Raw genomic sequence first — 24775 nt, forward strand, 5'->3', positions numbered from 1 at the left:
AAAGATAGCTATCAGCGCTCTGCTAGTGGGCGCAGGGGCCGTTTTTTGCTCAAATTTTGCTATGGCGCAAGGGGCAGAAGGGGCGGTGAGCGCGTCGCCAGCCGCCAGCACACCGCTGGCGGGCGCGCGCCTGGTGGGCCAGGGCACCATGCGCTTCCTGGGGTTCGAGGTGTACCGCGCGCGCCTATGGGCCCAGCCCGGTTTTGATGCCGACCAGTACAGCGCCCACCCGCTGGCGCTGGAGCTGACCTACCAGCGCAACTTCACGGCCGATGCGATTGCCAAACGCTCCATCGAAGAGATGCGCCGCGTGGGCAGCTTCACGCCGCAGCAGGCCACCCGTTGGCAGCAGGCGCTGCAGGCGGCCTTGCCGGATGTGAAACCCGGGGACCGCCTGCTGGGCCTGTACCAGCCCGGCGCCGGCGCCGTCTTCAAGATGGGCGGCCGCGTGGTGGGCGAGGTGCCCGACGCCGAGTTCTCGCGCCTGTTCTTTGGCATCTGGCTGTCGCCCCAGACCTCCGAGCCCGGGCTGCGGCAAGAGCTGATTGCGGCCACCCGCACCGCAGGCCAAGGGCAGCCATGACCACCACCACGCCCATGCGCGCCGGCCACGGTCTGGCCTATGGGCTGCTGGGCCTGCCGCTGGCGTTTGTGGCGCTGCCGCTGTATGTGCTGCTGCCCAACCACTACGCGCGCGAATTTGGCATGCCGCTGGCCACGCTGGGCGCTGTGCTGCTGGCCGCGCGGCTGTTCGATGCGTTCACCGACCCGCTGCTGGGCCGCCTGGCCGACCACCTGTTTGGCCGCTCGGTGCGCGCCGTGCTGGCGGTGGGCGCGGTGTCGGCGGCGGTGCTGGCACTGGGGCTGACCAGCCTGTTCTTTCCGCTGGTGCGCGGTGCCGATGCGCTCTTTGCCTGGGCGCTGGTGGCGCTGCTCATCACCTACGTCGCCTATAGCCAGCTCAGCATTGCGCACCAGTCCTGGGGTGCGCGCCTGGGAGGCGATGAATTGCAGCGCGGCCGCATCGTGGCCTGGCGCGAAGGTGCCGCACTGGTGGGCGTGGTGCTGGCCTCGGTGCTGCCTGCGTTGCTGGGCCTGCCGGTGATGCTCAGTGTGTTTGCTGTCGCCCTGCTGCTGGGCTGGTGGTGCTGGGCGTTGGCTCCGCGCCCGGTGCTGCAGGAAGCCGGTGTGTACCGGCCGCCGCAACGCACCAGCCTGTGGCGGCCCTGGGGGCGTCCGGCCTTTCGCCGCCTGCTGGCCGTGTTCGTGCTCAACGGCATTGCCAGCGCCATCCCGGCCACGCTGGTGCTGTTCTTCATCCAGGACCGGCTGCAGGCCCCGCCCGCGCAGGAGCCGATGCTCCTCGCGGCCTATTTCGTGTGCGCTGCGCTGTCCATTCCGCTGTGGCTGCGCGCCGTGGCGCGCTGGGGCCTGGCGCGCACCTGGCTGGCGGGCATGCTGCTGGCGATTGCCGTGTTTGTGTGGACCGCGTTTCTGGGCGCGGGTGATGTGGTGCCGTTCCTTGTCGTCTGCACGCTGTCGGGCGTGGCCCTGGGCACCGACCTGGCCCTGCCCAGCGCCCTGCTGGCGGGCGTGATCGCCGCCGAGGGCGACAGCGGCCAGCACGAAGGCGCCTACTTTGGCTGGTGGAACTTTGCCACCAAGCTCAACCTGGCTTTGGCCGCAGGCCTCGCGCTGCCCCTGCTGGGCTGGTGGGGCTACACCCCCGGCACACGCAGCGAAGAAGGCCTGCAGACCCTGAACTGGGCCTATGCCGTGCTGCCCTGCGTGCTCAAGCTGCTGGCAGCAGGGGCGCTGTATGGGCTGGTGCTCCGGCCTGCACGCGGCCTGGCCAGCGCCTGATTTTTCAAGGGATGCCCAACATGCAAAGACGCCTTCTTCTCTCCGCCGCCGTGGCCACACCCGTGGCTCTGTCTGGCTGCGCCAGCCAGAGCATTGACGGCTACGCCAGCGAAAAACCGGTGCTGGACCTGGCCCAGTATTTCAACGGCAAGATCGACGCCTACGGCATCTTCCAGGACCGCAGCGGCCAGATCGTCAAACGCTTCACCGTGGTGATGGACTGCAGCTGGAAGGGCAACGAGGGCGTGCTGGACGAAGCCTTCACCTATTCCGACGGCACCACACAGCGCCGCATCTGGCGCCTGACGAAACATGCCGACGGCCGCTACACCGGCACCGCCGACGATGTGGTGGGCACTGCGGGCGGCCAGACGCGCGGCAACGCCTTCCGCTGGAACTACACGCTGGCCCTGCCCGTGGACGGCAAGGTCTACCACGTGGACCTGGACGACTGGATGTACCTCATCGACGACCGCGTGATGCTCAACCGCGCGACCATGAGCAAGTTCGGCGTGCGGCTGGGCGAGATCACCCTGTCCTTCACCAAGCGCGCACCATGAAACTCAACCCTCCCTTGCGCGACTGGCAGGGCCGCCGGGCCTGGCTCATCGGGGCCAGCAGCGGCATTGGCCGTGCCACGGCGGCAGCGCTGCATGCGCGCGGCGCGCAGGTCGTCGTCTCGGCCCGGAGCAGCGATGCACTGAACGCCTTTGTTGTGCAGCACCCCGGCAGCACGGCGCTGGCTTTTGACACCGCCGAACCGGCCCAGGTGCAAGCCGCCGCCGCGCAGGTGCTGGCGGGTGGTGTGCCCGACATGGTGTGCTATTGCGCGGGCTACTACCGCGACATGCGCGCCACCGACTTCGATCTGGCCGTGATGCTGAGGCATGAGCAGATCAACTACAACGGCGTACTGCATGTGCTGGCTGGTGTGTTGCCCGCCATGCTCACTGCCGCCCAGGCGGGGCGCCCGGGCCATGTGAGCCTGATCAGCAGCGTGGCGGGGTTCCGGGGTCTGCCCAAGAGCTTGGCCTACGGCCCCACCAAGGCTGCGCTCATCAACCTGGCCGAGGCGCTGTACCTGGACCTGCACGACCTGGGCATGGGCGTGAGCGTGATCAACCCCGGCTTTGTGGCCACGCCGCTCACGGCGGGCAACGACTTCACCATGCCTGCGCTCATCTCCCCCGAAGCGGCAGCCGACGCCATCCTGCAGGGCTGGGCGCAGGGGCAGTTCGACATCCACTTCCCCAAGCGCTTCACGCGCGTGATGAAGCTGCTGCGGCTGCTGCCGTATCGGTGGTACTTTCCGGCGGTTCGCCGCTTCACCGGCCTCTGACTTTTGCCATGCAGACCCCCGATACCGCACCCTCCACCGAAGACACCGTCACACGCATCATTGCGTTCTTTGAAAACCTGTCGCCCGCCGACGTGGCGACCATCGGCCGGTTCTACGCGCCCCAGGCGCGCTTCAAGGACCCGTTCAACGAGGTGGTGGGCGTGCCCGCCATCCAGGGCATCTTTGCCCACATGTTCGAGGCACTGGAGCAGCCGCGTTTTGTGGTCACGGGCCGCGTGGTGCAGGGGCAGCAGTGCTTTTTGACCTGGGACTTCCTGTTCGCCTTCAAGGACTTCCACAAGGGCGTGACGCAGACCGTGCGCGGCGCCTCGCACCTGGTGCTGGATGCCCAGGGCCTCGTGACCTTGCACCGCGACTACTGGGATGCGGCCGAAGAGTTGTATGAAAAGCTGCCCGTGGTGGGGGCGCTGATGCGCTGGCTCAAGAAACGCGCCAACAGTTGATCGTTGGCGGATGGTGGATCACGCCAGGGCTTTGATGCGCGGATGCCCCGGCAGTGGCACCGCGCGCTGCAGCACCCCTTCGGCCAGCCATAGCGCACTGTTCCAGGCCCGCTGCGCCACGTAGGGCAGGGGCAGCTGCTGGTAGTCGTCGTTGAAGACCTCAAAGCTGTAGTCGCCCTGGTAGCCCATGCCGTCCAGCGTGCGCACCAGCTCGGCCAGCGCCTGGCTGTGCACGCCCTCACCGGGGAACACGCGAAAGTGCCGCGCGGTCTCGATGCGCTCCTGCACCGTGCGGGTCTCCTGCCACATGAAGTCTGACAGCTGCACGAGGTAGATCTTCTCGGGGTCTACATCTTCCAGGGCCGAGAGCGGCGTGCTGGTGGCGAACTGGTGGTACGAGTCGATCGCCAGACCGAGGTTGGGGCAATCGGCCTGCTCTACGGCGGCCCAGGCCTGGTGCACCTCGTTGATGTGGCGGCCCCACGAGAGGCCTTCAAACGCCACACGGATGCCATGGGGCAGCGCCAGCAGGGCCAGCTTGCGCAGGTCGCGCGCAATCGCCTCGGCATCGGCCGTGGCGTGCGATGACGTGGAGCTGCAGGCCAGCAGCACGGGCGCGCCCAGGTCGCGCGCCATCAGGATCATCTGCTTGGCAATGTCCACCTTGTAGCTGTGCAGGTGGCCCGACAGGCCTTCAAAATCGCGCAGCACCTGAAAGCCCGTGACGCGCAGGCCACTGTTGCGCACCGCGTGCACAGCGGCTTCGATGCCCTCAGGGTGGCCCACGATGTCGCGCGCGGCCAGCATGATCTGGCCGAAGCCGGCGGCTTTCACGGCGGCCAGCTTGGCCTCCAGTGGGCCCGCCAGGCTGATGGTGTCCATGCCGAAATCGGCGACGTTGCGTTGCATGGTGGATTGGCGCATGGGCGGTCTCCTGGCTCAGCGGGCGCTGCGCACCAGCTCGAAGCTGGGCGAGGCCGCATCGGCACGCGTCAACGCGCCGCGCGTGCCGGTGTGTACGCCCGTGGGCGATTCGACAAACTCCACACCGCGCGCACGCAGCGCCTGCACCGTTGCCAGCACATCGGGTGTGCCAAAGGCCACGCGCTGCAGCAGCTCCTCGGGGTCGGCATCCAGCGCATCGACCAGCGGCTCGATCAGCTGCCAGTGCAGCGTGCCACAGGGGCTGGCCAGGATGCGGCCATGCGTGAGCACGCCAAACGACTGGTCGGGCGCCAGCTCGGCAAAGCCGAACAGCTCGCTGTAGAAATGGATCCAGTCCGCTGCGCGGCCCAGGCCGATGTACTGCACCACGCCAAACAGGTGCAGGCCCTGCAGCGCGGGCGGGCGGGGGTTGACGGTGGGGATGGGCACAAAGTCCACGTCGTAGATGGAAAACTCCTTCCAGCGGTCCACAAAATAGATGCGGCTCGCGCCCACGCCGTGGATGGCGGGGATGTTCAGCTCCATCACCTCGACCTCGGTGTGCACGGCCCACGCGCCCAATTCCAGCACGCGGCGAAATGCTGCGGCCGCATTGCCCACGCGGAAGGCGATGGCGGCCAGCACCGGTGTTTCGGTGAGTGCGGGCGGCGCATGTACGCCGGTGCGTTCGGTGTCCTGATGCGCGTTGACGATGATGTTCATGTCACCCTGGCGGTACAGCAGCACCTCGCGCGAGCGGTGGCGCGCCACGGGCTGAAAGCCCATGCGCTCCAGCGCCTGGCCCAGCGCCTGCGGGCGGCTGGTGGCGTATTCGATGAACTCGATGCCCTGCAGGCCCAGGGGGTTGGGCATGTCGCCCAGTGCTTCGCGGGTGGCCACCATCGGGGTGCTCATGGGTTCAGCTCCTTGTGTTGTCGTGCACGGAAGGGGTCAGCGGGCGCTGCTGACCAGGCGGCGAAAATGCGCGTCCATGCGGGCGGCGTCAGGGGCTTCGCCGGTGAACAGCTCAAACGCGCCCACGGCCTGGCCCACGGCCATGCCACCGCCGTCCGACACCCGGCAGCCCAGCGCGCGCGCGGCCTGGACCAGGGCGGTGTCGAGCGGGAAATACACGACTTCGGACACCCACATCGCGGGCCGCAGCAGGCCCACATCCAGCGGCAGGCCGGGCAGCTTGTCCATGCCCGTGGGCGTGGCGTGGATCAGGCCGGTGGCGTGGGCCATGGCCGAGCGGATTTCACCGGCCTCGGCGCGCGCGCCATAAAGCGCATTCACGTCGGCCGCCAGTTGTGCGGCGCGTTCGGGTTGTGCATCCACGATGCTCAGGTGCTGTGCCCCCAGGCGCAGCACGGCATGCGCAATGGCGGCGCCTGCACCGCCCGCGCCCAGCAGCACCACGCGGCTGAGGTCGGCACCGGGCAGCGCGCGGGTGAAGCCCCAGGCCCAGCCCGATCCGTCGGTGTTGTGACCTACCAGTTTTCCGCCCTGGATGACCACGGTGTTCACGGCGCCCATGGCGCGCGCTTCTTCCGACAGGCTGTCGAGGTGCGGGATCACCGCCTGCTTGCAGGGGTAGGTCACATTGCAACCTGCATAGCCCATGATGCGCGCCGCCGACAGCAGCGTGGGCAGATGCTCTGCCGACGAAGCAGAGCGGTCCAGGTCGATGAGCTGGTAGTGCAGGCGCATGCCGTGGTGGCGTGCTTCTTCTTCGTGCAGGGCAGGCGACAGCGACTTCTGGATGCCGGCACCGATCAGCCCGATCAGCACCTTGCGGGGGCTAGTGGAAGACATGGTGGAGGTGGTGGGGATGACCGGGGGATCGAGGAGCTGGAGGCTCATGGGGCGGGCGGAATGCAGGGTGGGCGCGCTGCCGGGCTGGTGGTGTCTTCACCGCACGGCAGCACAGGGGTGGCGGCGGTGGCTTACTTGCCGCCGCGCAGTTTGGCCAGCGTGGAATAGACCTCTTGCACGGTCTCGGCGCCGACCTTGTCGCTGTGTTTTTCAACCACGGGCTTGACCTTGGCGCGCAGCTTGTCCAGCTCGGCGGGCGAGAACTCGGACACCTGCATGCCTGCCTTCTTGAGGTCTTCCAGCGCCACGTTGGCCTGCACGCGCGACACACCACGCTGGAAGGTGGTGGCCTCGGCCATGGCGTCGTTCAACGCCTTCTGGTCGGCGGGTTTGAGGCTGTCCCAGAACTTCTTGCTCACGATGACGGCCTGGGGGTTGTACATGTGGCGCGTCACAGTGAGGTACTTCTGCACCTCGGCAAACTTGGACGACAGGATGGTGGAGAAAGGGTTCTCCTGGCCGTCCACGGCCTTTTGCTCCATGGCGGTGTACAGCTCGGGGAACGGCATGGGCACGGCATTGGCGCCCAGCGCGTTGAACAGGTCGATGTAGATCGGCGACTGGATCACGCGGATCTTCAGGCCCGCAATGTCCTCGGCCTTGGTGATGGGTTTCTTGCTGTTGGTGAGGTTGCGAAAACCCAGCTCCCAGTAGCCCAGGCCCACGAGGTTCTTGGCCTGCAGCTTGTCGAGCAGCTTCTTGCCGAAGGGGCCGTCGGTCACGGCGTCGGCCTCTTGCGGCGTGGCGAACAGGAACGGGAAGTCGTAGATGCCGAACTCTTTGGACTGCGCGGCCAGGATCCCCGCGTTCAGCACGGTCATCTCCACGGTGCCGCCCTGCAGGGCCGACACGGTCTGCAGGTCGCCGCCCAGCGTGCCGCCGGGGAAGAGCTTGACGGCAATGCGGCCGTTGGTCTTGGCCGCCACCAGGTCGGCGAACTTCTGTGCACCCTGGGCCTGCGGGTGGTCTTTCTGGTTCTGGAAGGCGAACTTGATGGTGCGTTCCTGGGCGTGTGCAGCGGGCAGCAGTGACGCGGCCACCAGGGCCGTGGCGAGCAAGGTTTTGAGCAGCTTCATGGAAATGTCTCCTTGGGTTTTTGGGGCGGACAAAAAAAGGGGCGAGAAACCTTGGGTGCGGTTCAGCCACCCAGCCAGCGCAGCGGCACGGTGACGATGGAAGGGAACAGCACCAGCAGGAACATCACGGCCAGCTGGGCCAGCATGAAGGGCATGACACCGCGGGTGACCTGCGACATCGAGATGCGGCCGACACCCGCCACCACGTTGAGCACCGTGCCCACGGGCGGGGTGATGAGCCCGATGGCGTTGTTGATGATGAAGAGCACGCCGAAGTACACCGGGTCGATGCCTGCGGCCTTGACCACCGGCATCAGCACGGGCGTGAGGATGAGGATGGTGGGCGTCATGTCCATGGCCGTGCCCACCACCATGACCAGCAGCATGATGGCGATCAGCAGCAGCGTTGGGTTGCCCATGAAGGGCTCCAGCATGCCGATGACCTTGGAGGGCAGGTCGGCCACGGTGATCAGCCAGGCGGACACCATGGCGGCAGCCACCAGGAACATCACCACCGCGCTGGTGCGGGCCGAGGCGCGGAAGATGTCGGCCAGTTGGTGCCAGCTCAGCTCGCGGTAGACCACCATGGACACGAACAGCGCATACACGGCGGCCACCACGGCGGCTTCGGTGGGGGTGAAGACACCCATGCGCAGCCCCACCAGGATGATGATGGGCAGGCCCAGCGCCCACACGGCCTCGCGCAGGGCCACGGCCAGTTCGGCACGGGTGGCCCGCTTGGGGGGCGCCACATCTTCGCGCCGCACCAGCCACCACCAGGTGGCCGCCAGCGCAACCCCCAGCAGGATGCCGGGCACGATGCCCGCCAGAAACAGCTTGCTGATGGACACGTTGGCCGCCACGCCAAAGATCACGAAACCGATGGACGGTGGAATCACCGGGGCAATGATGCCGGCCGACGCAATGAGCCCGGCCGAGCGTTCCTTGTTGTGGCCCGCAGCCACCATCATGGGCAGCAACAAAGAGGCCAGCGCTGCCGCATCGGCCACGGCCGAGCCCGACACGGCGGCCAGGATCACCGCCGCCATGATGGCCACATAGCCGAGGCCGCCGGGCACATGGCCGACCAGCGTGAGCGCCAGCTTCACGATGCGCTTGGACAGGCCGCCCACATTCATGATCTCGCCCGCCAGCATGAAGAAGGGCACGGCCAGCAGCGGAAAGCTGTCGGCGCCGTTGATCACGTTCTGCGCCAGGATCTGCGCGTCGAACAGGTCCAGATGCCACATCAGCGCCACGCCGCTGATGAGCAGCGCAAACGCGATGGGAATGCCGATCGCCATGGCGAGCAGCAAGGAGCCGAGGAAGATGGTGACGGTCATGGTGGAGTGCCTGTGCGGAGGGGTCAGGGGCGGCGGCTGTTGGGCGCTTCGTGGGATGTTTCGGCGCCCGCGGGGCGGTGCGCCAGGGCCGACAGTTCTTCGCTTTCCTGCACCATGACCAGCTCATGCTCCGCCAGCGGAACGAACAGGGTGCGCAGCAGGTCGTGCAGCAGAATGGCCATGCCCGACCCGCCCATCAGCACGCCGCTGGCGTAGAAGATGCCCACCGAGGCGCCGGTCACGGGCGCTTCGGTTTCCCAGTTGATGAGCATCTGGGCCCAGCTGCCGCTCAGCAGCAACCACGACACATACAGCATGGCGATCTGCGCCAGCACCAGGCAGGCCTTCTTGCCCACGGCGGGCAGGCGCGACACCAGCGCATCCGTGCCCAGGTGGCCGTGTTCGCGCAGCGCCACCACGGCGCCCATGAAGGTCAGCCACACAAACAGCCAGCGCGAGAGTTCTTCCGACACCGTGATGCCGGAGTTCAGGGTGTAGCGCAGCACCACATTGCCAAACACCAGCACCACCATTACCGCCAGACACAGGCCGGACAGTACATCCAGCACGCGGGTGTATCCCCGCAGCACGCGGTCGGCCAGTGCAAACATGGTGTCTCCAGTCGTTGTATTGAAACGCTGAAAGAATTTTGTACGAACTGGTTAGTATTTGATCTAGGTGCAAACCCTGCATGGTTTGTCATGGCAGGACGCAGCCATGCACGGCGCGCGCCCAGGGTGCCAATGAGGAGCTTTTTGGCGCGGGACCGGGGTGCGCCCGGGCCGGGAGGGTCAGGGCCGCAGAAAGCGCACGATCATCTCGATGATCGATTCACGGCGTTGCGCCGTGGCGGCAGGGGTGTCGAGCGAGCGCTTGAAGATCGCGCCAAAGGTGTGGCGGTTGGCCTCGTTGAAGAAGCACAGCGCCGAGATGGACATGTGCAGGTCCACCGGGTCTACATCGGGGCGGAACGCGCCCGCCGCCACGCCACGCTGGTAGACATCGCGCACGGCATGGATGACGGGGATGTTCAGTTCCTGGATCGTGGCCGACTTGCTGATGAACTCGCCCCGGTGCATGTTCTCGTTCATCACCAGGCGGATGAAGTCGGGGTTGGCAAGCTGGTAGTCCACCGTGAACCCCACCAGCGTGCGCAGGGCCTGCTCGGGTGCCAGGTCTTCCAGGTGCAACTCCGATTCGATGCGCCGGATGCGCCGGTAGGCCTCCTCCAGCACCGCGACGTACAGACCTTCCTTGCTACCGAAGTAGTAGTAGATCATGCGCTTGCTGGTGCTGGTCAGCGCCGCGATCTCGTCAATGCGCGCACCAGCCAGGCCCTTGTCCGCAAACTCTGCCGTGGCCACCTGCAGGATGTTGGCCATCGTGCGGTCGGGGTCGTTGACGCGGACCCGGTCCGCCCCGGGCGTGGTGGCGGCCTCGCGCGCCGCGCGCTGGCGGGTGGCGCGTTCATCGCCGGGTTTCGAAGGTTTTTGAACCATTTCGTTCATAAGCGCCCAAGCATACGGCAAGCCCGGCGCGGGGTCTTTACCAAACCCGGGCTGCCTGCGCCCGCCGCTCAGGACGGCTTGGTGTCTGCAAAGCTCGGGCGCAGCATCAGCTTGTCAAGCAGCTTGCCCAGGTTGGGGTACTCGTTGCGCCAGGCGATGTCGGGGAAGCGGAACTCCAGCCAGCCCAGGGCGCAGCCCACGGCGATGTCAGACAGACTGAGGTGAATGCCGCTGCAATACGGCTTGTCGCCCAGACCCTGGCTCATGGACTTGAGGCCGTCGTTGACCTTGATCAGCTGGCGGTCGATCCAGGCCTGGCTGCGTTCGCTGTCCTTGCGGTGGGCCCAGGTGGCTTCCAGGCGGGCCAGGATGGCGGCGTCCATCACGCCGTCGGCCAGGGCCTCCCAGGTCTTGACTTCGGCACGCTCGCGGCCCTGCGACGGGATCAGCTTGCCCACGGGCGACAGGGTATCCAGATACTCGACGATCACACGGGAGTCAAACACCGCTTCGCCGCCTTCCATCACCAGGCAGGGCACCTTGCCCAGAGGGTTGGATGTGGCGATGTGGGTGTCGTCAGCCCAGACGTTTTCCTGCACGAACTGGTAGTCGAGCTTTTTCTCAGCCATCACGATACGTACCTTGCGCACGTAGGGGCTGGCGGTGGCTCCGATCAATTTCATGGTGTGTCTTCCAGTGCGCGGGGATGCTGAACAATTCGGGTTTGATTCTATCGACAGCGACCCGGCGTGAGCCTGACTGATGCGTGGCGCCTACACACCCCGCCTACAATTGCGCGCCATGAGCCTGTCCACCATCACCGCCCTGTCGCCGCTTGACGGCCGTTACGCCACCAAACTTGCCGCCCTGCGCCCGATCATGAGCGAGCACGGCTACATGCACCGTCGCGTGCAGGTGGAAGTGGCCTGGTTCATCGCGCTGTCGGATGCAGGTTTCGCTGAATTCAAGCCGCTCACCACCGGAGCGCGTGCTTACTTGCTGGGCTTGGTCAAGAACTTCTCCGAGGCCGACGCGGCCGCCATCAAGGAGATCGAAAAGACCACCAACCACGACGTCAAGGCGGTCGAATACTGGATCAAGAGCAAGTTCGAAGCCCGTCCCGAGCTGGAAAAGGCCTCTGAATTTGTGCACTTTGCCTGCACCAGCGAAGACATCAACAACACCAGCCATGCGCTGCAGCTGCGCTCGGGCCGCGACCAGGTCATCCTGCCGGGCCTGGACCGCATCGTGCTCAAGCTGCGCGAAATGGCCCACGCCTTTGCCGACGTGCCCATGCTCAGCCGCACCCACGGCCAGACCGCCAGCCCCACCACCGTGGGCAAGGAAATGGCCAACGTGGTGATGCGCCTGCAGACGGCCTGCGAGAAGATCGCTGCCGTCAAGATCATGGGCAAGATGAACGGCGCCGTGGGCAACTACAACGCCCACCTGTCCGCCTGGCCCGAGTTTGACTGGGAAGCCTTCAGCAAGAAGGTCATCGAAACGCCCGAGCCCCTGGGCCTGGGCCTGACCTTCCAGCCCTACAGCATCCAGATCGAACCGCACGACTACATGGCCGAGCTTTTCGACGCCGTGGCGCGCGCCAACACCATCCTGATCGACCTCTCGCGCGACATCTGGGGCTATGTGAGCCTGGGCTACTTCAAGCAGCGCCTGAAGGCGGGCGAGATTGGTTCCAGCACCATGCCGCACAAGGTCAACCCCATCGACTTCGAGAACGCCGAAGGCAACCTGGGCCTGGCCAACGCGCTGCTCAAGCACCTGTCCGAAAAGCTGCCTATCAGCCGCTGGCAGCGCGACCTGACCGACAGCACCGTGCTGCGCAACATGGGCGTGGCCCTGGGTTACGCCACGCTGGCCTATGCCTCGCTGCTTACGGGCCTGAACAAGCTGGAAATCAACGAAGAGGCCCTGGCCGAAGACCTGGACGCCGCCTGGGAAGTGCTGGCCGAACCCATCCAGACGGTGATGCGCCGCTTTGGTGTGCAAGGCGCCTACGAAAAGCTCAAGGAAGTGACCCGCGGCAAGACCGTGACGGCCGAAGCGCTGCACGGCCTGATCAACTCGCTGGAAATCCCGCAGGCCGAAAAAGACCGCCTGCTGGCCATGACGCCTGGCAGCTACGTCGGCAAGGCGGCCGAACTCGCACGCCGAGCCTGACAGCGGTCATTCCAAGCCATTTTGGCCTCCAGCGCTTTTCCATTAAGCGCTGGCAGCTATCTATTTAGTAGTGAGGCTGCATGGCCATCAAATCCACCATCTTCAAGGCGAACGTCCAGATCGCCGATATCGACCACGGCTACTACGCCGACCACGCCCTGACCCTGGCCCGCCACCCGAGCGAGACCGACGAGCGCATGATGGTCCGTCTGGCCGCCCTGGCCATCCAGGCGCACCAGCTCAACGACCTGTGCAATGGCGACGCCACCCTGGCGTTTGGCGCGGGCCTGTCGGACCCGGATGATCCGGACGCGTCCCTCACCGACTTCACGGGCCGCAAGCGCGTGTGGATCGAAGTGGGTCAGCCCGAGGACAAGCCGCTGACCAAGGCCTGCAGCAAGGCCGATTCCGTGATCGTCTACTGCTTCAACCACGCCTCGGAAATCTGGTGGAAGGGCATCGAAAGCAAGCTGTCGCGGCTGGACAAGCTGCAGGTCTGGCGCATTCCCACCGATGCATCGCAGGCACTGGCACAGTTGGCCGAGCGCAGCATGCAGCTGCAGGCCACGGTGCAGGAAGGGGCCATCACCCTGAGCAGCACCTTGGGCAGCGTGCACGTGGAGCCCGTGCGCTGGAAGTAGATTGTTCAGGCCGAAAAGGCCTTCTCCGCGCAATAGTCATACCCTTTTAGCTACTGAATTAATAGCATTGGTGGCATGTCTGCATGCCCAGTTGCCTGCATGCGTGGACAGGCGTTTCAGTTTCAGTCCCGTGGCATGAGTGCACCACATTGCCAGCACTGCTCGAAGCCACCCTCCACAATTTCGCCGCAGCGGCAGGCCCAGTGGCGCTGCGGCAGGGCCTGCAACTCTTGCAGCAGCGTGCGAGCGCGGGTCGCGTGTTCCTCGTGGTCCAGCCAGATCTCGGGCAGGCATTGGTCGGGCGGCAGGTGCCCGGCGGCGGCACCCAGGTACTGGCGCTGCACCGACGCCGTCATGCCCGCCTCGCACAGGAGGTCGGCCCACAGCGTGGCGATGGCGATGTTCGGGGCTTGGGTCAGGCGCAGCATGGCTCCACCATAGCCGCTGCCGGGGTTGGCGTACAGCCCCTGCCTTTGTCGGCCTCAGGGCGCGGGTGATGGGGGTGTCGAGGCACCCTCGGCCGCACGTTCGGCGTAGCGGTTGAAGCGCCACGCAGAGTGCTCCAGGGTGATGCGGCGCCACACCACACGCTTTTCCACAGGGCTCATGGCCGGCCAGTGCTGCACTTCATCGAAGGTGCGCCCGCAGCCTTTGCAAAGGTCGTCCCCTTGGCTGGTGGAGCAGATGGCGATGCAGGGGGTGTCGGGGGTCGTGTCGTACCAGGCATGCCATGCGGCCAGCGCGCGTGCAGGCAGGTCGCCTTCGCCGATGGTGGTCTGGCGGTGGTACACCATCAGCGCATAGGCCTCTCCCAGGGCCTCGATCTCGGGCGCCAGCGCCACGCCATCCGGCGAGGGCGCGCGGTGGCGCCAGTGGTTGATGGCGGCTTCGATGTCGGTGATGTGGATGGCGGCCATGGATGGGCGAGACACAAGGGGGCTGGATCATAGCCGCCCGCCCGGGGGATGCTGGCGGTGGTGTTATCCACAAAAGGCTTATCGCGCAGGAACGTTCATACGCAGTAACCACAACATGCCGACCCTTGCGCGGCCGCGCTGGCGATGTTCCAATCGAGGGCTCGAAGGGGAGTAGCTCCCGACTTGTATTGCAGCGGGGCCCGGCCCTGATGGTCGCAGTGCAAGGCATCGGATTCGTCGTCAATACGAAGCATCGCTTCCGGCGTTCCGGGCTCCACGCACATGCTCCATGTGCAGAGCCGAGCAAGACCTTTGATGGGCCCACTGTGGGCTGATCAAGGCTGCCTCTTCGCGTGCCGCGCCCCCGCAGCGCGGTGGCAAGTCCCTGATCCTCCGACCGCAGGCCCTCTATCCCTGGGAAGGACTCGGCGCTACAGTGGCGGCGCGGTCCTCCCTTCGCGCTCTTGATACTGAGGAATTTATGGACTTTTTGGCATCGCCCGAATTCTGGCTCGCACTGGGCCAGATCATCATCATCGACATCCTGCTGGGTGGCGACAACGCTGTGGTCATTGCGCTGGCTTGCCGCAAGTTGCCCCCTGCACAGCGCACCAAGGGCATCATCTGGGGCACTGCGGGCGCCATCGTCCTGCGGGTGATCCTGATCGCCTTTGCGATGACCCTGCTGGCCTTGCCGTTCCTCAAGTTCGTGGGTGCCATCCTGCTGGTGTGGATTGGTGTCAAGCTGCTGGCCCCCGATGAAGAAGGCCATGGCGACGTGCAGGGCAGCGACAAGCTGCTGGCCGCCATCAAGACCATCATCGTGGCCGACCTGGTGATGAGCGTGGACAACGTGATCGCCATTGCTGGTGCAGCACAGAACGCCGGCGAACACCAGTTCCTGCTGGTCGTGCTGGGCCTGTTGATCTCCATCCCGATCATCGTCTGGGGCAGCCAGCTGGTCATCAAGCTCATGGAGCGCTTCCCGATGATCATCACGCTGGGCGGCATGCTGCTGGGCTGGATCGCAGGTGGCATGCTGGTCACCGACCCCGCACTGGCCAACCCCGACAAGTGGCAGTGGATGCTGAAGATGCCTCTGGACGCTTCGGGCGACGTGCTCGACACGGTCAAGTACGGTGCCAGCGTGGCGGGTGCACTGTTGGTGCTGCTGGCCGGGAAAATCATTCTCGCGCGCCGCGCCGCTGCAGCGCCTGCCGAACAACAGCATTGATCTGATCGGTGGCCCGGGGGAGTGCTTCACGCCCCGGGGCCTTGGGGCTTTCACAGGAGGCGGTATGGATAGAGTCATCGTGTACGTGGACGACGCAGCGTATGCCCAGCAGGTGCTTGCGCCCCTGTTTGCCCGTGAGGCAGCGGCACCGACCCAGTGGGTGCTGGTGGCCTGCGCCCCGCGGATGACCCACCGCATCAGCAAATGGGTGAGCCACAGCGCCCGCGAGAACTGGCGTACCAAGTGGGCGGACAAACTGTTTGCCCAGATACTCCCCGGCCTGCGGGCCCCCGCCAACAGCGTGACCACGGTGGTGGCCAAGGGTCCGTTGGTAGAGCTGACGGAGCAGCTGCAGGCGGCCCAGCCCTCTGCGGCCCAGGTGGTGGATGCCCGCCGCCCCAAATCCGATGCCCCGGAGGATGCGGAGAAAGGCCAGAAGGCGGGCCGCCGCTGGCCAACGCCCCGGCCTGGCACCCTCATGGGCAGCCTGCTCACGGGTTTTGGCACCCTGTGGGTTCTGGCGCTGGAGTGACTGGGGCGCGTCGAAAGACGCCAAAGGGCCTGTCCGCTGATCGGAGCAGGTGCTGTGACAAAAAGGGCCTGCAAGGCCCTTTTTTGCGGATCACTGGCCGGTGCTATTCTTTGGCCATGAAACTTCTTCTCAAATGGCTGCTCAGCGCAGCCGCGCTGTTGTTCGTGGCGTACATCTACAGCGGTGTCGAGGTGAAAAGCTTTCCCTCGGCATTGATCGCGGCCTTTGTGATCGGGCTGTTCAATGTGGTGCTGCGGCCGGTGCTGGTGGTGCTGACGCTGCCAGTCACTATCGTCACGGTGGGGCTGTTCCTGTTTGTGATCAACGCGCTCATGTTCTGGGCCGCCGCCAGCGTGCTCGATGGCTTCCATGTCGCGGGTTTTGGCGCAGCCCTGCTGGGCTCGCTGATTTATTCGGTGCTGGGCGTGGTGATTGAGTCAGCGCTCGGCGGCCTGTTCGCGAAGAAGTGACTCCGTGGCACGCAGCCGGGTGTCGATGATCGACGCCTCGATGTGGTCCGCTGCGGCGCCACCTCGGCGGGCCAGATCCTGACCCGCTTTGAACCGGTCCACCGCCGCCGCATAGTCATACCGCGCGGCATGGGCCTCGGCCTCCGCGCGGACGGCGCGCAGCCCCTGGCCCTGAGCCTGCCACACGGCCGCCAGCAGCTGCCATGCGCTGGCATCCTTGGGGTGGTTGGCCACCCAGGTTTGCAATGAACTCGCCGCCGCACTGGCCTGGCCCGCCTGGAGCAGGATCCGGGTGCGCAGCAACAGCTCCGGTCTGCGTGTGCTGGTGCCGATGACTTTTGCTTCTGGCAGTGCCGTCTGCGCTGCCAAGACATCACCGGCGGCCAGTTCGATCTCCGCACGCAGCAGGCGCACAAGCCGCAGCGCGGCAGCGTCCGCCTGCGCCAGCGCTTCGAGCTTTTGCACTGCCGACCGTGCGCCCGCCATGTCCCGCAGCTGCTGCGCCCCCAGGGCGGCGGCATACAGTGCCGCCGCACGCCGTTGCGGCGGCTGTGCCGCGAACCCGATGCCTTGGGGCTCCTGAACCCATTGGCGCAAGGTGTCCACCCCGGGGTTGGAGAGCACCCGGGCGCGGGCCGCCACCATGGCGTGCTCCAGCGAGGTGGTCACGGCCTGGCCAAGGTTGGCGCCGGGGGGGTGGCGCGATTGCATGTCCGCCATGCGCTCGCTGGTCAGCGGATGGCTGCGCAGATAGGGCCACGAGCCATTGTCATTGAGCCGATTGGCCTGCTGCAGCTTGTCAAACATGCTCACAAAACCCAGAGGTGAGAACCCGGCGGGTGCCATCAATCCGTAGCCGATGCGGTCCGCCTCCCGCTCCATGTCGCGCGAGAAATTCAGCTGGTTCTGCATGGCAAGGGCCTGGCCGCCCACCACCAGGGCCTGCGTGGCGCCGGGGTTCTTGCTCGCCGCCAGGGCGCCCAGCACCAGCGCCCCTAGCAGCAGCGGGGTCTGCTTGCTCTGCTGCGTGATCAGGCGCGAGATGTGGCGCTGGGTCACATGGCTAAGTTCGTGCGCCAGCACCGATGCGAGTTCGTCACGCGTTGCCACCACCCCCACCAGGCCCAGGTGCACGCCCAGGTAGCCACCGGGCAAGGCAAACGCGTTCACCGTACGGTCCCGTCCCAGCAGAATCTCCCAGGCGAAGCGCTCGTCCAGCTCGGCAGAAAGTTCTCCGCGCGCACGGGCGGCCTCCATCAGCGGCTGCCAGATGCCCTGCACATAGTCCGCGATGACCGGGTCGTCGATGTAGTCGGGATCCCGGTACAGTTCGCGAATGATGCGGTCGCCCAGGCGGCGCTCGGCGCTGGTGGTGAGGTCGCCGCTTTCGCCGAGGGTGGGCAGCTGCGACTGGGCATGAGCTGGGAAAGTTAAGCAAATTGCTGCAATATTGATAGCAATAAAGGCTTGACTAGCGCGCCAGAAAGGCGATTTTTTGCTAAGAATAGCGAGGGGATGGGGCCGCAACGGGGCGGCGAGCCCTCGGGGCCAAAAGCGATTCCGCATGCCCGTATGATGCCCTGAGCCACCGATTGTTTCGTAACAACAACCATTTGCCGACCCACTGCCATGTCTTCCCTCACCCACTTCGACGCCCAAGGCCAAGCCCACATGGTGGACGTAGGCGCTAAACCCGCCACCCACCGTATCGCTGTAGCAACTGGCCGCATCGAGATGCAACCAGCAACCCTGGCCATCATCGAAAGCGGCACGGCCAAGAAGGGGGACGTGCTGGGCATTGCCCGCATCGCAGGCATTATGGCTGCGAAAAAAACCAGCGATTTGATTCCGCTGTGCCATCCGCTGGCACTTACCCGAATATCGGTGGAGTTTGATTTGCTCCCAGAAAACTCTATGGTGCGATGCACGGCGACCGTAGAAACTGTGGGGGTCACGGGCGTGGAGATGGAAGCGCTTACCGCCGTGCAAATCGCACTTCTCACAATTTATGATATGTGCAAGGCCGTGGATCGTGGCATGATTTTCCATGCGATACGGCTCTTGAAGAAATCAGGGGGTAAATCCGATTACCACTCCCCTTTCTGACTGGAAAGCCATTTTCTGTACTCCGTTGGCCAGTTTGCCTGATAGCGTAGAGTGTGGTAATCAACCAGATCCTGGCGCCCCAAAATACTCGCACTCACTATCACGCGTTCAATGATTCTTGGTTCGGGAGATATATGCAATGCTTGCAACGCGCCATTTAGAAGTACTTCCGCGTTCGAGCTATCTGGATCGGTAGCAACGACCAAGGCGAAAATAACCTGATCTTTGTGGAAAATGGAGGATTTGACTTTTTCCACAGTGTCATTTTTATAAGCTCCCAGTCGCTCGGCATATGGAAGATAAAGCTGGGATATTCTGGTGTAATCCCAGGCCAAGACTATAAGATAGAGTGATAGAAAAAATCCAATGATATTGCGATTCCGAGTTGAAAGACTGATGGGGCCTGGAGGCAAATTTTTGATGGCATGTCGACCACTCCAGCATATCCATATTAAAAACCCAAGCATACTCTGGAAGTTGCCAAACCAGAGAGGAAACTCAAGAAGGCTATGCAATCCCAGAACCATCAGAATACCGGTTGCGAGTTGTGGAGTTGGTTCTGTCAAGTTCCACGGGCGTAGGTAGAGGGCGTACGTGCACAGTGAAACAGAGAATAAAATAGCGATCGGTATACCAAACTCAGCCGCCAGATGCAGTGGGAGATTGTGTGCATTCGTAAAATAGGTGCAGAAACGCATGCCATCGTGCAACGTATCGTAGCTTGCGAATCCAAGATTACCCCATCCCCACCCTGTCCAAGGCTTGCGTTGGATGATATCCAGAACGTTGCTCCACAAGATTTTCCTGCTACTGCAGGTGTTTTCGACGGCCCATCGATCAAGAAAATTGCGCTCTCCCTCCAGGCCATGAAATGTTTGCAGCAACCATGGCAAGGCTGACGTAGCGGCGATGTAGGTAACTACCAAGCTAGCAAGCCAGCCGACAATCTTTCGCGGAGCATTGCGGCTCCAGTACAAGCCCAAGCCGCAAACCACAAGCATTTGCAAGGCGCCCCCCCGTGAAGCAGTGGTGGCCAAGCCTGTTGCAAGCAATAAACCCAGCCACCAAGAATGGGGCACCAGTCGCCCGGTCTGGCGGCACCACACCAAAACTGCCATGCCTACAGCTAGAAGACTGGCGAGGTGATTGGACTGCCGGGTATTGGCATAACCGTGACCGGGATCAGCCGCTGCCATCACCGAAGACAGCCAGTGGCCCAGATCAAGATACTGGAGCACCGCTAGCACGGCGCTGACGGCCGCTGCCACCAGCCATCCGGCAATCACGCTTGGGGTTCGACATGGACTTTCCTTCAATACGAAGACTATTGCGACTGCGCAAACCCAGGCCACCCAATTAGGCCAGAACTGGGGCAACGGCCCATGCGTTACAGGCCACAGCCAGATGAGTGCCCCCAGAGCAATCGCCACATTTTCGTTCCAACGCGGTCTTTCATCGGGTAGCCAAAATGTGCCGATGGTCATGGAGCTGGTGCCTTTGGTACTTTCATGTTTTCACCATCCGTCAATATGCAGTGCTTTCATTGGCTCCAAGGTGTCCTTTCGAATAAGAACAATCCAATCAGTCACAGAATCACAGACAAGTGGCATATATCCGATTTGATTGACTTTGAGTTCATTTTTTCGCAAAACGGCATCAATCAATGACTGGTAAGTTTTGTTTTTTGTGTATATATTCTCAATTGGTCGCAAGGCACCACGAATAAGATCCTTCTGCGAATTGTAGTCAACCCATCGCTCTGGCTGAAAAGCGGGGTGGTTGCCTGCCAGAGACATTTTTACGCTTTGAAGAAAGCGTGGGTCATCGGGTTCAAATTGTTTAACACCAATCCATTGAGGTGCATTCAAAGAAATAGCAGAAGGTCTCTTTTCAAATGGAGGACCGATATCAAGCCACTGGACAACACGAATTCTGTCGATCTCGAAGGCAATCCAGACGGGGCGAACGGTACTCAACTGGTGCAATCCGTAGGCCAGCGCTCCACATTGGATGAAAACAATGATGGCCAAGTCAATGCGCCACTGGTAGCTTGGTTTTTCCGGACGATAGAGAATCCATGTGAGAAAAGGGCCACAAACGACATCGACACCAATCAGCAGAAAAAATACCGCAGTTCCTTTTGTTATCTCGTGATAGGGTGCAGGAAACCAACGATAGAACACAAGCCATGCCACCACGGCTGCAATCAACATGCTCACCCCCAGATGGATGCATGCAGCCATTAGCGATGTATATTTCGGCTTTTCTTTCGGCATGGATTCAGTGATATATTTTTCCTGACAAATGAAAAGGGAGCGCAATGCGCTCCCTTTTTCAACAGCTGTTGAAAATTACTTGCACTCAGACGGTGCGTAGCGCGCTGCCAAAGTCTGCGTGGCTGGAGTGCCTGCAAACGATGCCGCAGCTGCACCCACAGCTTGGCAACGCCAAGCCACAGGCTGCGAAGGGGGGGTGAACGCAGCCGTACCAACGGGTAGAATGGTGCCAACTGGAGCATTGGGAGTCAGCGTCAGAATGCCGCCGCCAGCCGCAGCCGTAGTCGTCACCGTGATCACGCCGGTGGCAGGGGTAATGGCAAGACTGGTAATGTTGCGAGTTGCATTCGGCGCAGTGTAACCGGTTGCATAGCCAGAGGCGATTGCCGAAGGATTGCCACCGGCCAGCACGTCTTGCACATTCACCTTTGCCGCAGATGCTGCAACCAGCCCTTCAGATACACGGGCACGTACAGTGTAGTCTTGGTAGGCAGGCAACGCCACAGCAGCCAAGATACCGATGATCGCTACAACGATCATCAATTCGATCAGGGTAAAACCCTTTTGCATAAAGCGCTTCATAAAAACTCCTAGGAAAAATTGCAAATGCGCACTTGATATGCAATCCGCGTGCCCGCTTGCATCGGGCAGCTGTTGGATTGCGGCGCCCAGCCTCGCAACGGGCAACTTGCGCCCTTGTAAGAGGGGGCGAATCGGCAAGGTCAAGCTTTTGACGAACAAATCTCGGCAAAGAAGCGTGTTCTTCAACATTGTTCACAAGCATCCCAGGAGGTCGGTGCTTGAGCTATCTGCTACGCGTCAAAAAAGCCCCTTCAAACTCTTTTGCTTTACATTTTTGTCAGCCAGTATTGTCAAGCTCGTACTTCATACTTCCAGCACTTGCCCCGCATCCAACCACCGGATGTCATGCGGGGCCAGGGAGCCCGTAGTGCCATCCAACTGCCGGATTTCTTCCATGATGAGCTCGGTCTCCGATGGCTTGGTATGGGTGATGTAGATGGGATAGCGGTTCGCTGGATCGATATGCGCCAACTCCTGGGCCAGGGTGGCGGGTGACAGGTGCAGGCTGCGGCGGGCAAGATCGCGTTCGCGGTTGCTGAAGGCAGTTTCTATGACGAGGTAGCTCACTTGCATCGCGTTGACCCGCTGCCAGAACGACTGGTTGCGTTCGGTGTCACCGCTGAAGACCCACCAGCCCGTGTGTCCTTTCACGGCGAAGCCGACGGCGGGAACGGTGTGGCGTGCGGGAAGAACTTCGATTTCGAACCCGTCTATCGCCAGCAACTCGCCAGTCGAGAACGTTTGGTACTGCAGAAATGGCGATGCTTGCGATGGAATGGCGCTGAAGTCTGGCCAGATGATGTTGTTGAACACATGTGCCTGAAGCGCCTCGATGGTGGCGGGCAGCGCATGAACCTGCACAGGGCTGCGGCGCAGGGACGAGACGGCGTCCAGCATCAGCGGCAGGGCCGCAATGTGGTCGAGGTGCGAATGGGTGAGAAGCACATGGTCGATACGGCCCATTTCCTCGAGGGTCAGGTCGCCCACGCCGGTGCCCGCATCGATCAGGATGCGGTCTCCAACCAAGAACGATGTCGTGCGACAGTCCTTGGCGATGGCGCCGGAGCAGCCCAGCACACGAATCTGCATGTGAAGCCTTCCCGCTTTTGCTCGCTCGTCTACTTGGTATCGAAGTTGGTGGCGCTGTCCCAGTCTGGGTTGTAAGGCAACAACCGAAGACTGGCCACGCGCTCGGCGTACAGCGCGTGCAGCACGGAATGGAGTTTGAATTCTTTCAAGCGTGCCAGCAGTGCATCACATTGTGCCCATTCCTGTGCGGCGTAGGCGGCCAGAAATTGGCCCCATAGTTCGAGCTCTTCGGCTTGTCGAGGTGCTAGCTGGCCCAGTTTTGCCAACGGCTGGTAGATGGGCACCGCCTGGGCCTTGCCTTTGACGCGGACACGGTCCATCTGTTGCCAGGCGAATTGGGGGGCGAGTGATTTGGCGCTTTCACTCACCACAATGGCGGTGCCGTAATGTTTGGACAGGCCTTCCAGCCGTGAGCCCAGGTTCACGGCGTCGCCGATGACGGTGTAGGCGCGCCGGATGTCCGAGCCCATGTCGCCCACGCACATGACACCGGTGTTGAGCCCGATGCCTACCCCGATTTCGGGCAAGCCACGCTGCCGGTGGTCGGCATTGATCTGCCCTATGGCCTGGGCCATCTCCATCGCGGCCGATACGGCCAGGTGTGCGTGGTCCGGAGTAGCAACGGGTGCGCCCCAGAAGGCCATGACGCAATCGCCCATGTACTTGTCGATCGTGCCCCGATGGCTGCGGATGATGTGGGTGAGTTTGCTGAACACCTCATTGAGCAGCGCCTGCAACTGCAGCGGTTCCATGCGCTCCGACATGGCGGTGAAGCCGCGCATGTCGCAGAACATCACTGTCAGCTCGCGGCTCGTGGCCTGCATGCTGTAGTGCTCTGGCTGCTTGACCATCTCGGCCACCAGCTCGGGCGGCACATAGGCGCTGAACAGTGTGGCCAATTCGCGTTTGGAGCGGCTTTCCACAAAGTAGCCGTAAGCCATGTTGAGTGCAAACGCCAGCAGCGCCATCACCACGGCAGTGGCGAGTGGCAAAGCCAGCCCGTGGGCGAGATAGAGCCAGAGGTTGAGGCCCACCAGTGATGCCACGACGCCGCCGCTGAGCAGCACCGCTGCGGAGGCTGACAGCAGGGGCAATGCCACGGCCAGCAGCAATCCCGCACACAGCAGTTGCAAGGCATCGAATCCGACGGCGTAGTCGGGTCGCACGATGTTCTTGCCGTCCAGAAAGGCCGAGAGCACATTGGCGTGCGCCTCGACGCCCGGATAGGTTCTGCCGACCGGGGTCACCCGCAGGTCCAGCAGGCCCGGGGCGGTGGAGCCCACCAGCACCAGCTGGTCTTTGAGCTGGCCGGGGGCAAGCTTGCCTTCCAGAACATCCGAAGCCGAGATGTACCGGAAGGAGCCGCCCCGGGCGTCGCCTGGGCCCCGGTAGGGGATGAGGGTGGCCAGTTGATCGTCCACCGGCAGGGCCAAAGAACGCCCATCGGCGCGCAGCACAATACTCTGCAGGGCGTCATGCGAACCATTGGGGACCGGGTTGGCGAAGCCCGGGTGGATGTCTGGCGAACCAACGACGGCGCGGAACATGGCCAGGGCCAGGGATTCGTAATACTGCCCCTGGTACTCGGCCAGCAGCGGGAGGGAGCGCACCACGCCATCTTCATCGGTGATCGAATTGAAGAACCCGGCGGTGGGTGCGGCGGCGGCCAGACTTTCGATGTTGCTGCTGTAGCCTTTCCACGATGTTGCGATCAGCGGCAGGCCACGCAGGCGGTCCAGCGGCAGCGCGGGTGCGGGGAGGGCCCCCTTGGTAATGCCGTCGCGGTCATCGCCGGATAGGTAGTAACCCAGAACCACTGGACGGCCTTGCAGTGATTGTGCAAACAGTGCGTCGTAGTTCAGCGAGGGGGCGAGGCGTTCCAGCTGCTCCTGAAGCCCGGGTTGATTGCGCAACGGCCCCTGGGCCAGCCCACGCAATGTGGACAGGCCCGAGCTTTCGTCCGCCTCGGCGAACACGACATCGAACCCCAGCACGGATACCTGCTGCCGCTCGAACAGTTCGCGTGCCAAGGCTGCCAGTTTGTCGCGCCTCCACGGCCAGTGTCCAACCTGGCCCAGGCTTTTTTCATCGATGTCGATGATGACGATGCGCTCGTCCAGCGTGCGGGGCATGGTGACCCGCAAGCGTGTGTCATAGATGATGTTGTCCAGCCGCTCCAACACCTGGAGGTGAAGTACATCCGAAATGTGCAGCAGCGCAAAAACCAGCGGTATCAGGGTGACGGCGATGCGCCGCCAGCGGCGCAGAAACAGGTGCGAGAGCTGCTGTCGCATGGACCTGGCCGCATGGGGGTGTCAATGGGAGATGGCGGCGCTGGTGCAACCGCCGACAGGG

Annotated in this window: 27 protein-coding genes; 11 read left to right on the forward strand and 16 right to left on the reverse strand. The window is 63.4% G+C overall.

Features of this window, described 5'->3' with window-relative positions:
* Positions 1–61 precede the first annotated feature (61 nt).
* The 5 genes from AC07Z7_RS14500 to AC07Z7_RS14520 are packed head-to-tail and all read left to right on the forward strand — an operon-like array spanning position 62 to position 3666.
* Entirely contained in the window at positions 62–583 is a 522-nt protein-coding gene (locus AC07Z7_RS14500; protein WP_494766658.1) for a chalcone isomerase family protein, read from the forward strand.
* On the forward strand, positions 580–1863 hold the full coding sequence (locus AC07Z7_RS14505) for an MFS transporter (protein ID WP_494766659.1): 1284 nt from the start codon (positions 580–582) through the stop codon (positions 1861–1863). The genes AC07Z7_RS14500 and AC07Z7_RS14505 overlap by 4 nt, the downstream gene beginning before the upstream one ends.
* A gap of 20 nt (positions 1864–1883) precedes the next feature.
* On the forward strand, positions 1884–2423 hold the full coding sequence (locus AC07Z7_RS14510; RefSeq protein ID WP_094289497.1) for a DUF3833 domain-containing protein: 540 nt from the start codon (positions 1884–1886) through the stop codon (positions 2421–2423).
* Positions 2420–3202, forward strand: a complete 783-nt coding sequence (locus tag AC07Z7_RS14515; protein ID WP_494766660.1) for an SDR family NAD(P)-dependent oxidoreductase — start codon at positions 2420–2422, stop codon at positions 3200–3202. Before AC07Z7_RS14510 ends, AC07Z7_RS14515 begins: the two co-directional genes overlap by 4 nt.
* Before the next feature lie 8 nt (positions 3203–3210).
* Positions 3211–3666, forward strand: coding sequence for a nuclear transport factor 2 family protein (locus AC07Z7_RS14520; RefSeq protein ID WP_494766661.1), 456 nt, complete (start codon positions 3211–3213; stop codon positions 3664–3666).
* A gap of 18 nt (positions 3667–3684) precedes the next feature.
* On the opposite strand, the gene AC07Z7_RS14525 is transcribed toward AC07Z7_RS14520, so the two are convergent.
* The 8 genes from AC07Z7_RS14525 to AC07Z7_RS14560 all read right to left on the reverse strand — a co-directional run bounded on the left by AC07Z7_RS14525 (position 3685) and on the right by AC07Z7_RS14560 (position 11075).
* Positions 3685–4590, reverse strand: a complete 906-nt coding sequence (locus AC07Z7_RS14525) for a sugar phosphate isomerase/epimerase family protein (protein ID WP_494766662.1) — start codon at positions 4588–4590, stop codon at positions 3685–3687.
* 15 nt (positions 4591–4605) lie between these two features.
* Positions 4606–5505, reverse strand: a complete 900-nt coding sequence (locus AC07Z7_RS14530) for a VOC family protein (protein WP_252658041.1) — start codon at positions 5503–5505, stop codon at positions 4606–4608.
* Positions 5506–5541: 36 nt separating this feature from the next.
* On the reverse strand, positions 5542–6453 hold the full coding sequence (locus AC07Z7_RS14535) for a shikimate dehydrogenase (protein ID WP_494766663.1): 912 nt from the start codon (positions 6451–6453) through the stop codon (positions 5542–5544).
* A gap of 83 nt (positions 6454–6536) precedes the next feature.
* Positions 6537–7541, reverse strand: coding sequence for a TRAP transporter substrate-binding protein (locus AC07Z7_RS14540; protein WP_494766664.1), 1005 nt, complete (start codon positions 7539–7541; stop codon positions 6537–6539).
* Positions 7542–7603: 62 nt separating this feature from the next.
* Entirely contained in the window at positions 7604–8884 is a 1281-nt protein-coding gene (locus AC07Z7_RS14545) for a TRAP transporter large permease (protein ID WP_494766665.1), read from the reverse strand.
* A gap of 23 nt (positions 8885–8907) precedes the next feature.
* Positions 8908–9495 carry a TRAP transporter small permease gene (locus AC07Z7_RS14550; RefSeq protein ID WP_494766666.1) on the reverse strand — a complete coding sequence of 196 codons (588 nt, stop codon included), beginning with the start codon at positions 9493–9495 and terminating at the stop codon, positions 8908–8910.
* Positions 9496–9675: 180 nt separating this feature from the next.
* Entirely contained in the window at positions 9676–10392 is a 717-nt protein-coding gene (locus AC07Z7_RS14555; protein ID WP_094289515.1) for a TetR/AcrR family transcriptional regulator, read from the reverse strand.
* 68 nt (positions 10393–10460) lie between these two features.
* Positions 10461–11075 carry a glutathione S-transferase N-terminal domain-containing protein gene (locus AC07Z7_RS14560; RefSeq protein ID WP_494766667.1) on the reverse strand — a complete coding sequence of 205 codons (615 nt, stop codon included), beginning with the start codon at positions 11073–11075 and terminating at the stop codon, positions 10461–10463.
* Between the two features lie 118 nt (positions 11076–11193).
* Between AC07Z7_RS14560 and purB the strand changes: the two genes are divergently transcribed.
* Positions 11194–12573 (forward strand): adenylosuccinate lyase, encoded by a 1380-nt coding sequence (gene purB, locus AC07Z7_RS14565; RefSeq protein ID WP_094289519.1) that lies wholly within the window; start codon positions 11194–11196, stop codon positions 12571–12573.
* An 80-nt stretch (positions 12574–12653) separates the two neighbouring features.
* Complete coding sequence (locus AC07Z7_RS14570) at positions 12654–13214, forward strand: YaeQ family protein (RefSeq protein ID WP_494766668.1); 561 nt, start codon at positions 12654–12656, stop codon at positions 13212–13214.
* Between the two features lie 122 nt (positions 13215–13336).
* On the opposite strand, the gene AC07Z7_RS14575 is transcribed toward AC07Z7_RS14570, so the two are convergent.
* Together AC07Z7_RS14575 and AC07Z7_RS14580 are read right to left on the reverse strand one after the other, a co-directional pair.
* Positions 13337–13642 carry a putative signal transducing protein gene (locus AC07Z7_RS14575; protein WP_094289523.1) on the reverse strand — a complete coding sequence of 102 codons (306 nt, stop codon included), beginning with the start codon at positions 13640–13642 and terminating at the stop codon, positions 13337–13339.
* Between the two features lie 54 nt (positions 13643–13696).
* On the reverse strand, positions 13697–14131 hold the full coding sequence (locus AC07Z7_RS14580) for a DUF3717 domain-containing protein (RefSeq protein ID WP_494766669.1): 435 nt from the start codon (positions 14129–14131) through the stop codon (positions 13697–13699).
* A 481-nt stretch (positions 14132–14612) separates the two neighbouring features.
* On the opposite strand from AC07Z7_RS14580, the gene AC07Z7_RS14585 reads away from it, so the two are divergent.
* The 3 genes from AC07Z7_RS14585 to AC07Z7_RS14595 all read left to right on the forward strand — a co-directional run bounded on the left by AC07Z7_RS14585 (position 14613) and on the right by AC07Z7_RS14595 (position 16367).
* Positions 14613–15365, forward strand: coding sequence for a TerC family protein (locus AC07Z7_RS14585; RefSeq protein ID WP_094289527.1), 753 nt, complete (start codon positions 14613–14615; stop codon positions 15363–15365).
* A 64-nt stretch (positions 15366–15429) separates the two neighbouring features.
* The gene (locus AC07Z7_RS14590; RefSeq protein ID WP_094289529.1) at positions 15430–15897 is read left to right on the forward strand and encodes a hypothetical protein; all 468 of its coding nucleotides are present in this window, start codon (positions 15430–15432) and stop codon (positions 15895–15897) included.
* 116 nt (positions 15898–16013) lie between these two features.
* The gene (locus AC07Z7_RS14595) at positions 16014–16367 is read left to right on the forward strand and encodes a phage holin family protein (protein ID WP_063459689.1); all 354 of its coding nucleotides are present in this window, start codon (positions 16014–16016) and stop codon (positions 16365–16367) included.
* Here the strand turns inward: AC07Z7_RS14595 and AC07Z7_RS14600 are convergent.
* A complete protein-coding gene (locus tag AC07Z7_RS14600; protein WP_494766670.1) occupies positions 16335–17933 on the reverse strand; it encodes a M48 family metalloprotease in 1599 nt (532 codons plus the stop codon). The genes AC07Z7_RS14595 and AC07Z7_RS14600 overlap by 33 nt on opposite strands.
* A gap of 63 nt (positions 17934–17996) precedes the next feature.
* Between AC07Z7_RS14600 and moaC the strand changes: the two genes are divergently transcribed.
* Positions 17997–18473, forward strand: a complete 477-nt coding sequence (gene moaC / locus AC07Z7_RS14605) for a cyclic pyranopterin monophosphate synthase MoaC (RefSeq protein ID WP_494766671.1) — start codon at positions 17997–17999, stop codon at positions 18471–18473.
* Here moaC and AC07Z7_RS14610 read toward each other — a convergent pair.
* The 5 genes from AC07Z7_RS14610 to AC07Z7_RS14630 all read right to left on the reverse strand — a co-directional run bounded on the left by AC07Z7_RS14610 (position 18455) and on the right by AC07Z7_RS14630 (position 24714).
* Entirely contained in the window at positions 18455–19957 is a 1503-nt protein-coding gene (locus AC07Z7_RS14610) for a PglL family O-oligosaccharyltransferase (protein WP_494766672.1), read from the reverse strand. The two genes, moaC and AC07Z7_RS14610, sit on opposite strands and share 19 nt — an antisense overlap.
* Before the next feature lie 30 nt (positions 19958–19987).
* Positions 19988–20749 (reverse strand): hypothetical protein, encoded by a 762-nt coding sequence (locus AC07Z7_RS14615; RefSeq protein ID WP_494766673.1) that lies wholly within the window; start codon positions 20747–20749, stop codon positions 19988–19990.
* Between the two features lie 75 nt (positions 20750–20824).
* Complete coding sequence (locus AC07Z7_RS14620; protein ID WP_494766674.1) at positions 20825–21520, reverse strand: pilin; 696 nt, start codon at positions 21518–21520, stop codon at positions 20825–20827.
* A 114-nt stretch (positions 21521–21634) separates the two neighbouring features.
* Entirely contained in the window at positions 21635–22420 is a 786-nt protein-coding gene (locus tag AC07Z7_RS14625; protein ID WP_494766675.1) for a 3',5'-cyclic-nucleotide phosphodiesterase, read from the reverse strand.
* 29 nt (positions 22421–22449) lie between these two features.
* Complete coding sequence (locus AC07Z7_RS14630) at positions 22450–24714, reverse strand: CHASE2 domain-containing protein (RefSeq protein WP_494766676.1); 2265 nt, start codon at positions 24712–24714, stop codon at positions 22450–22452.
* Positions 24715–24775: the final 61 nt, after the last annotated feature.

It is taken from the genome of Acidovorax sp. GW101-11A03, assembly GCF_059424825.1.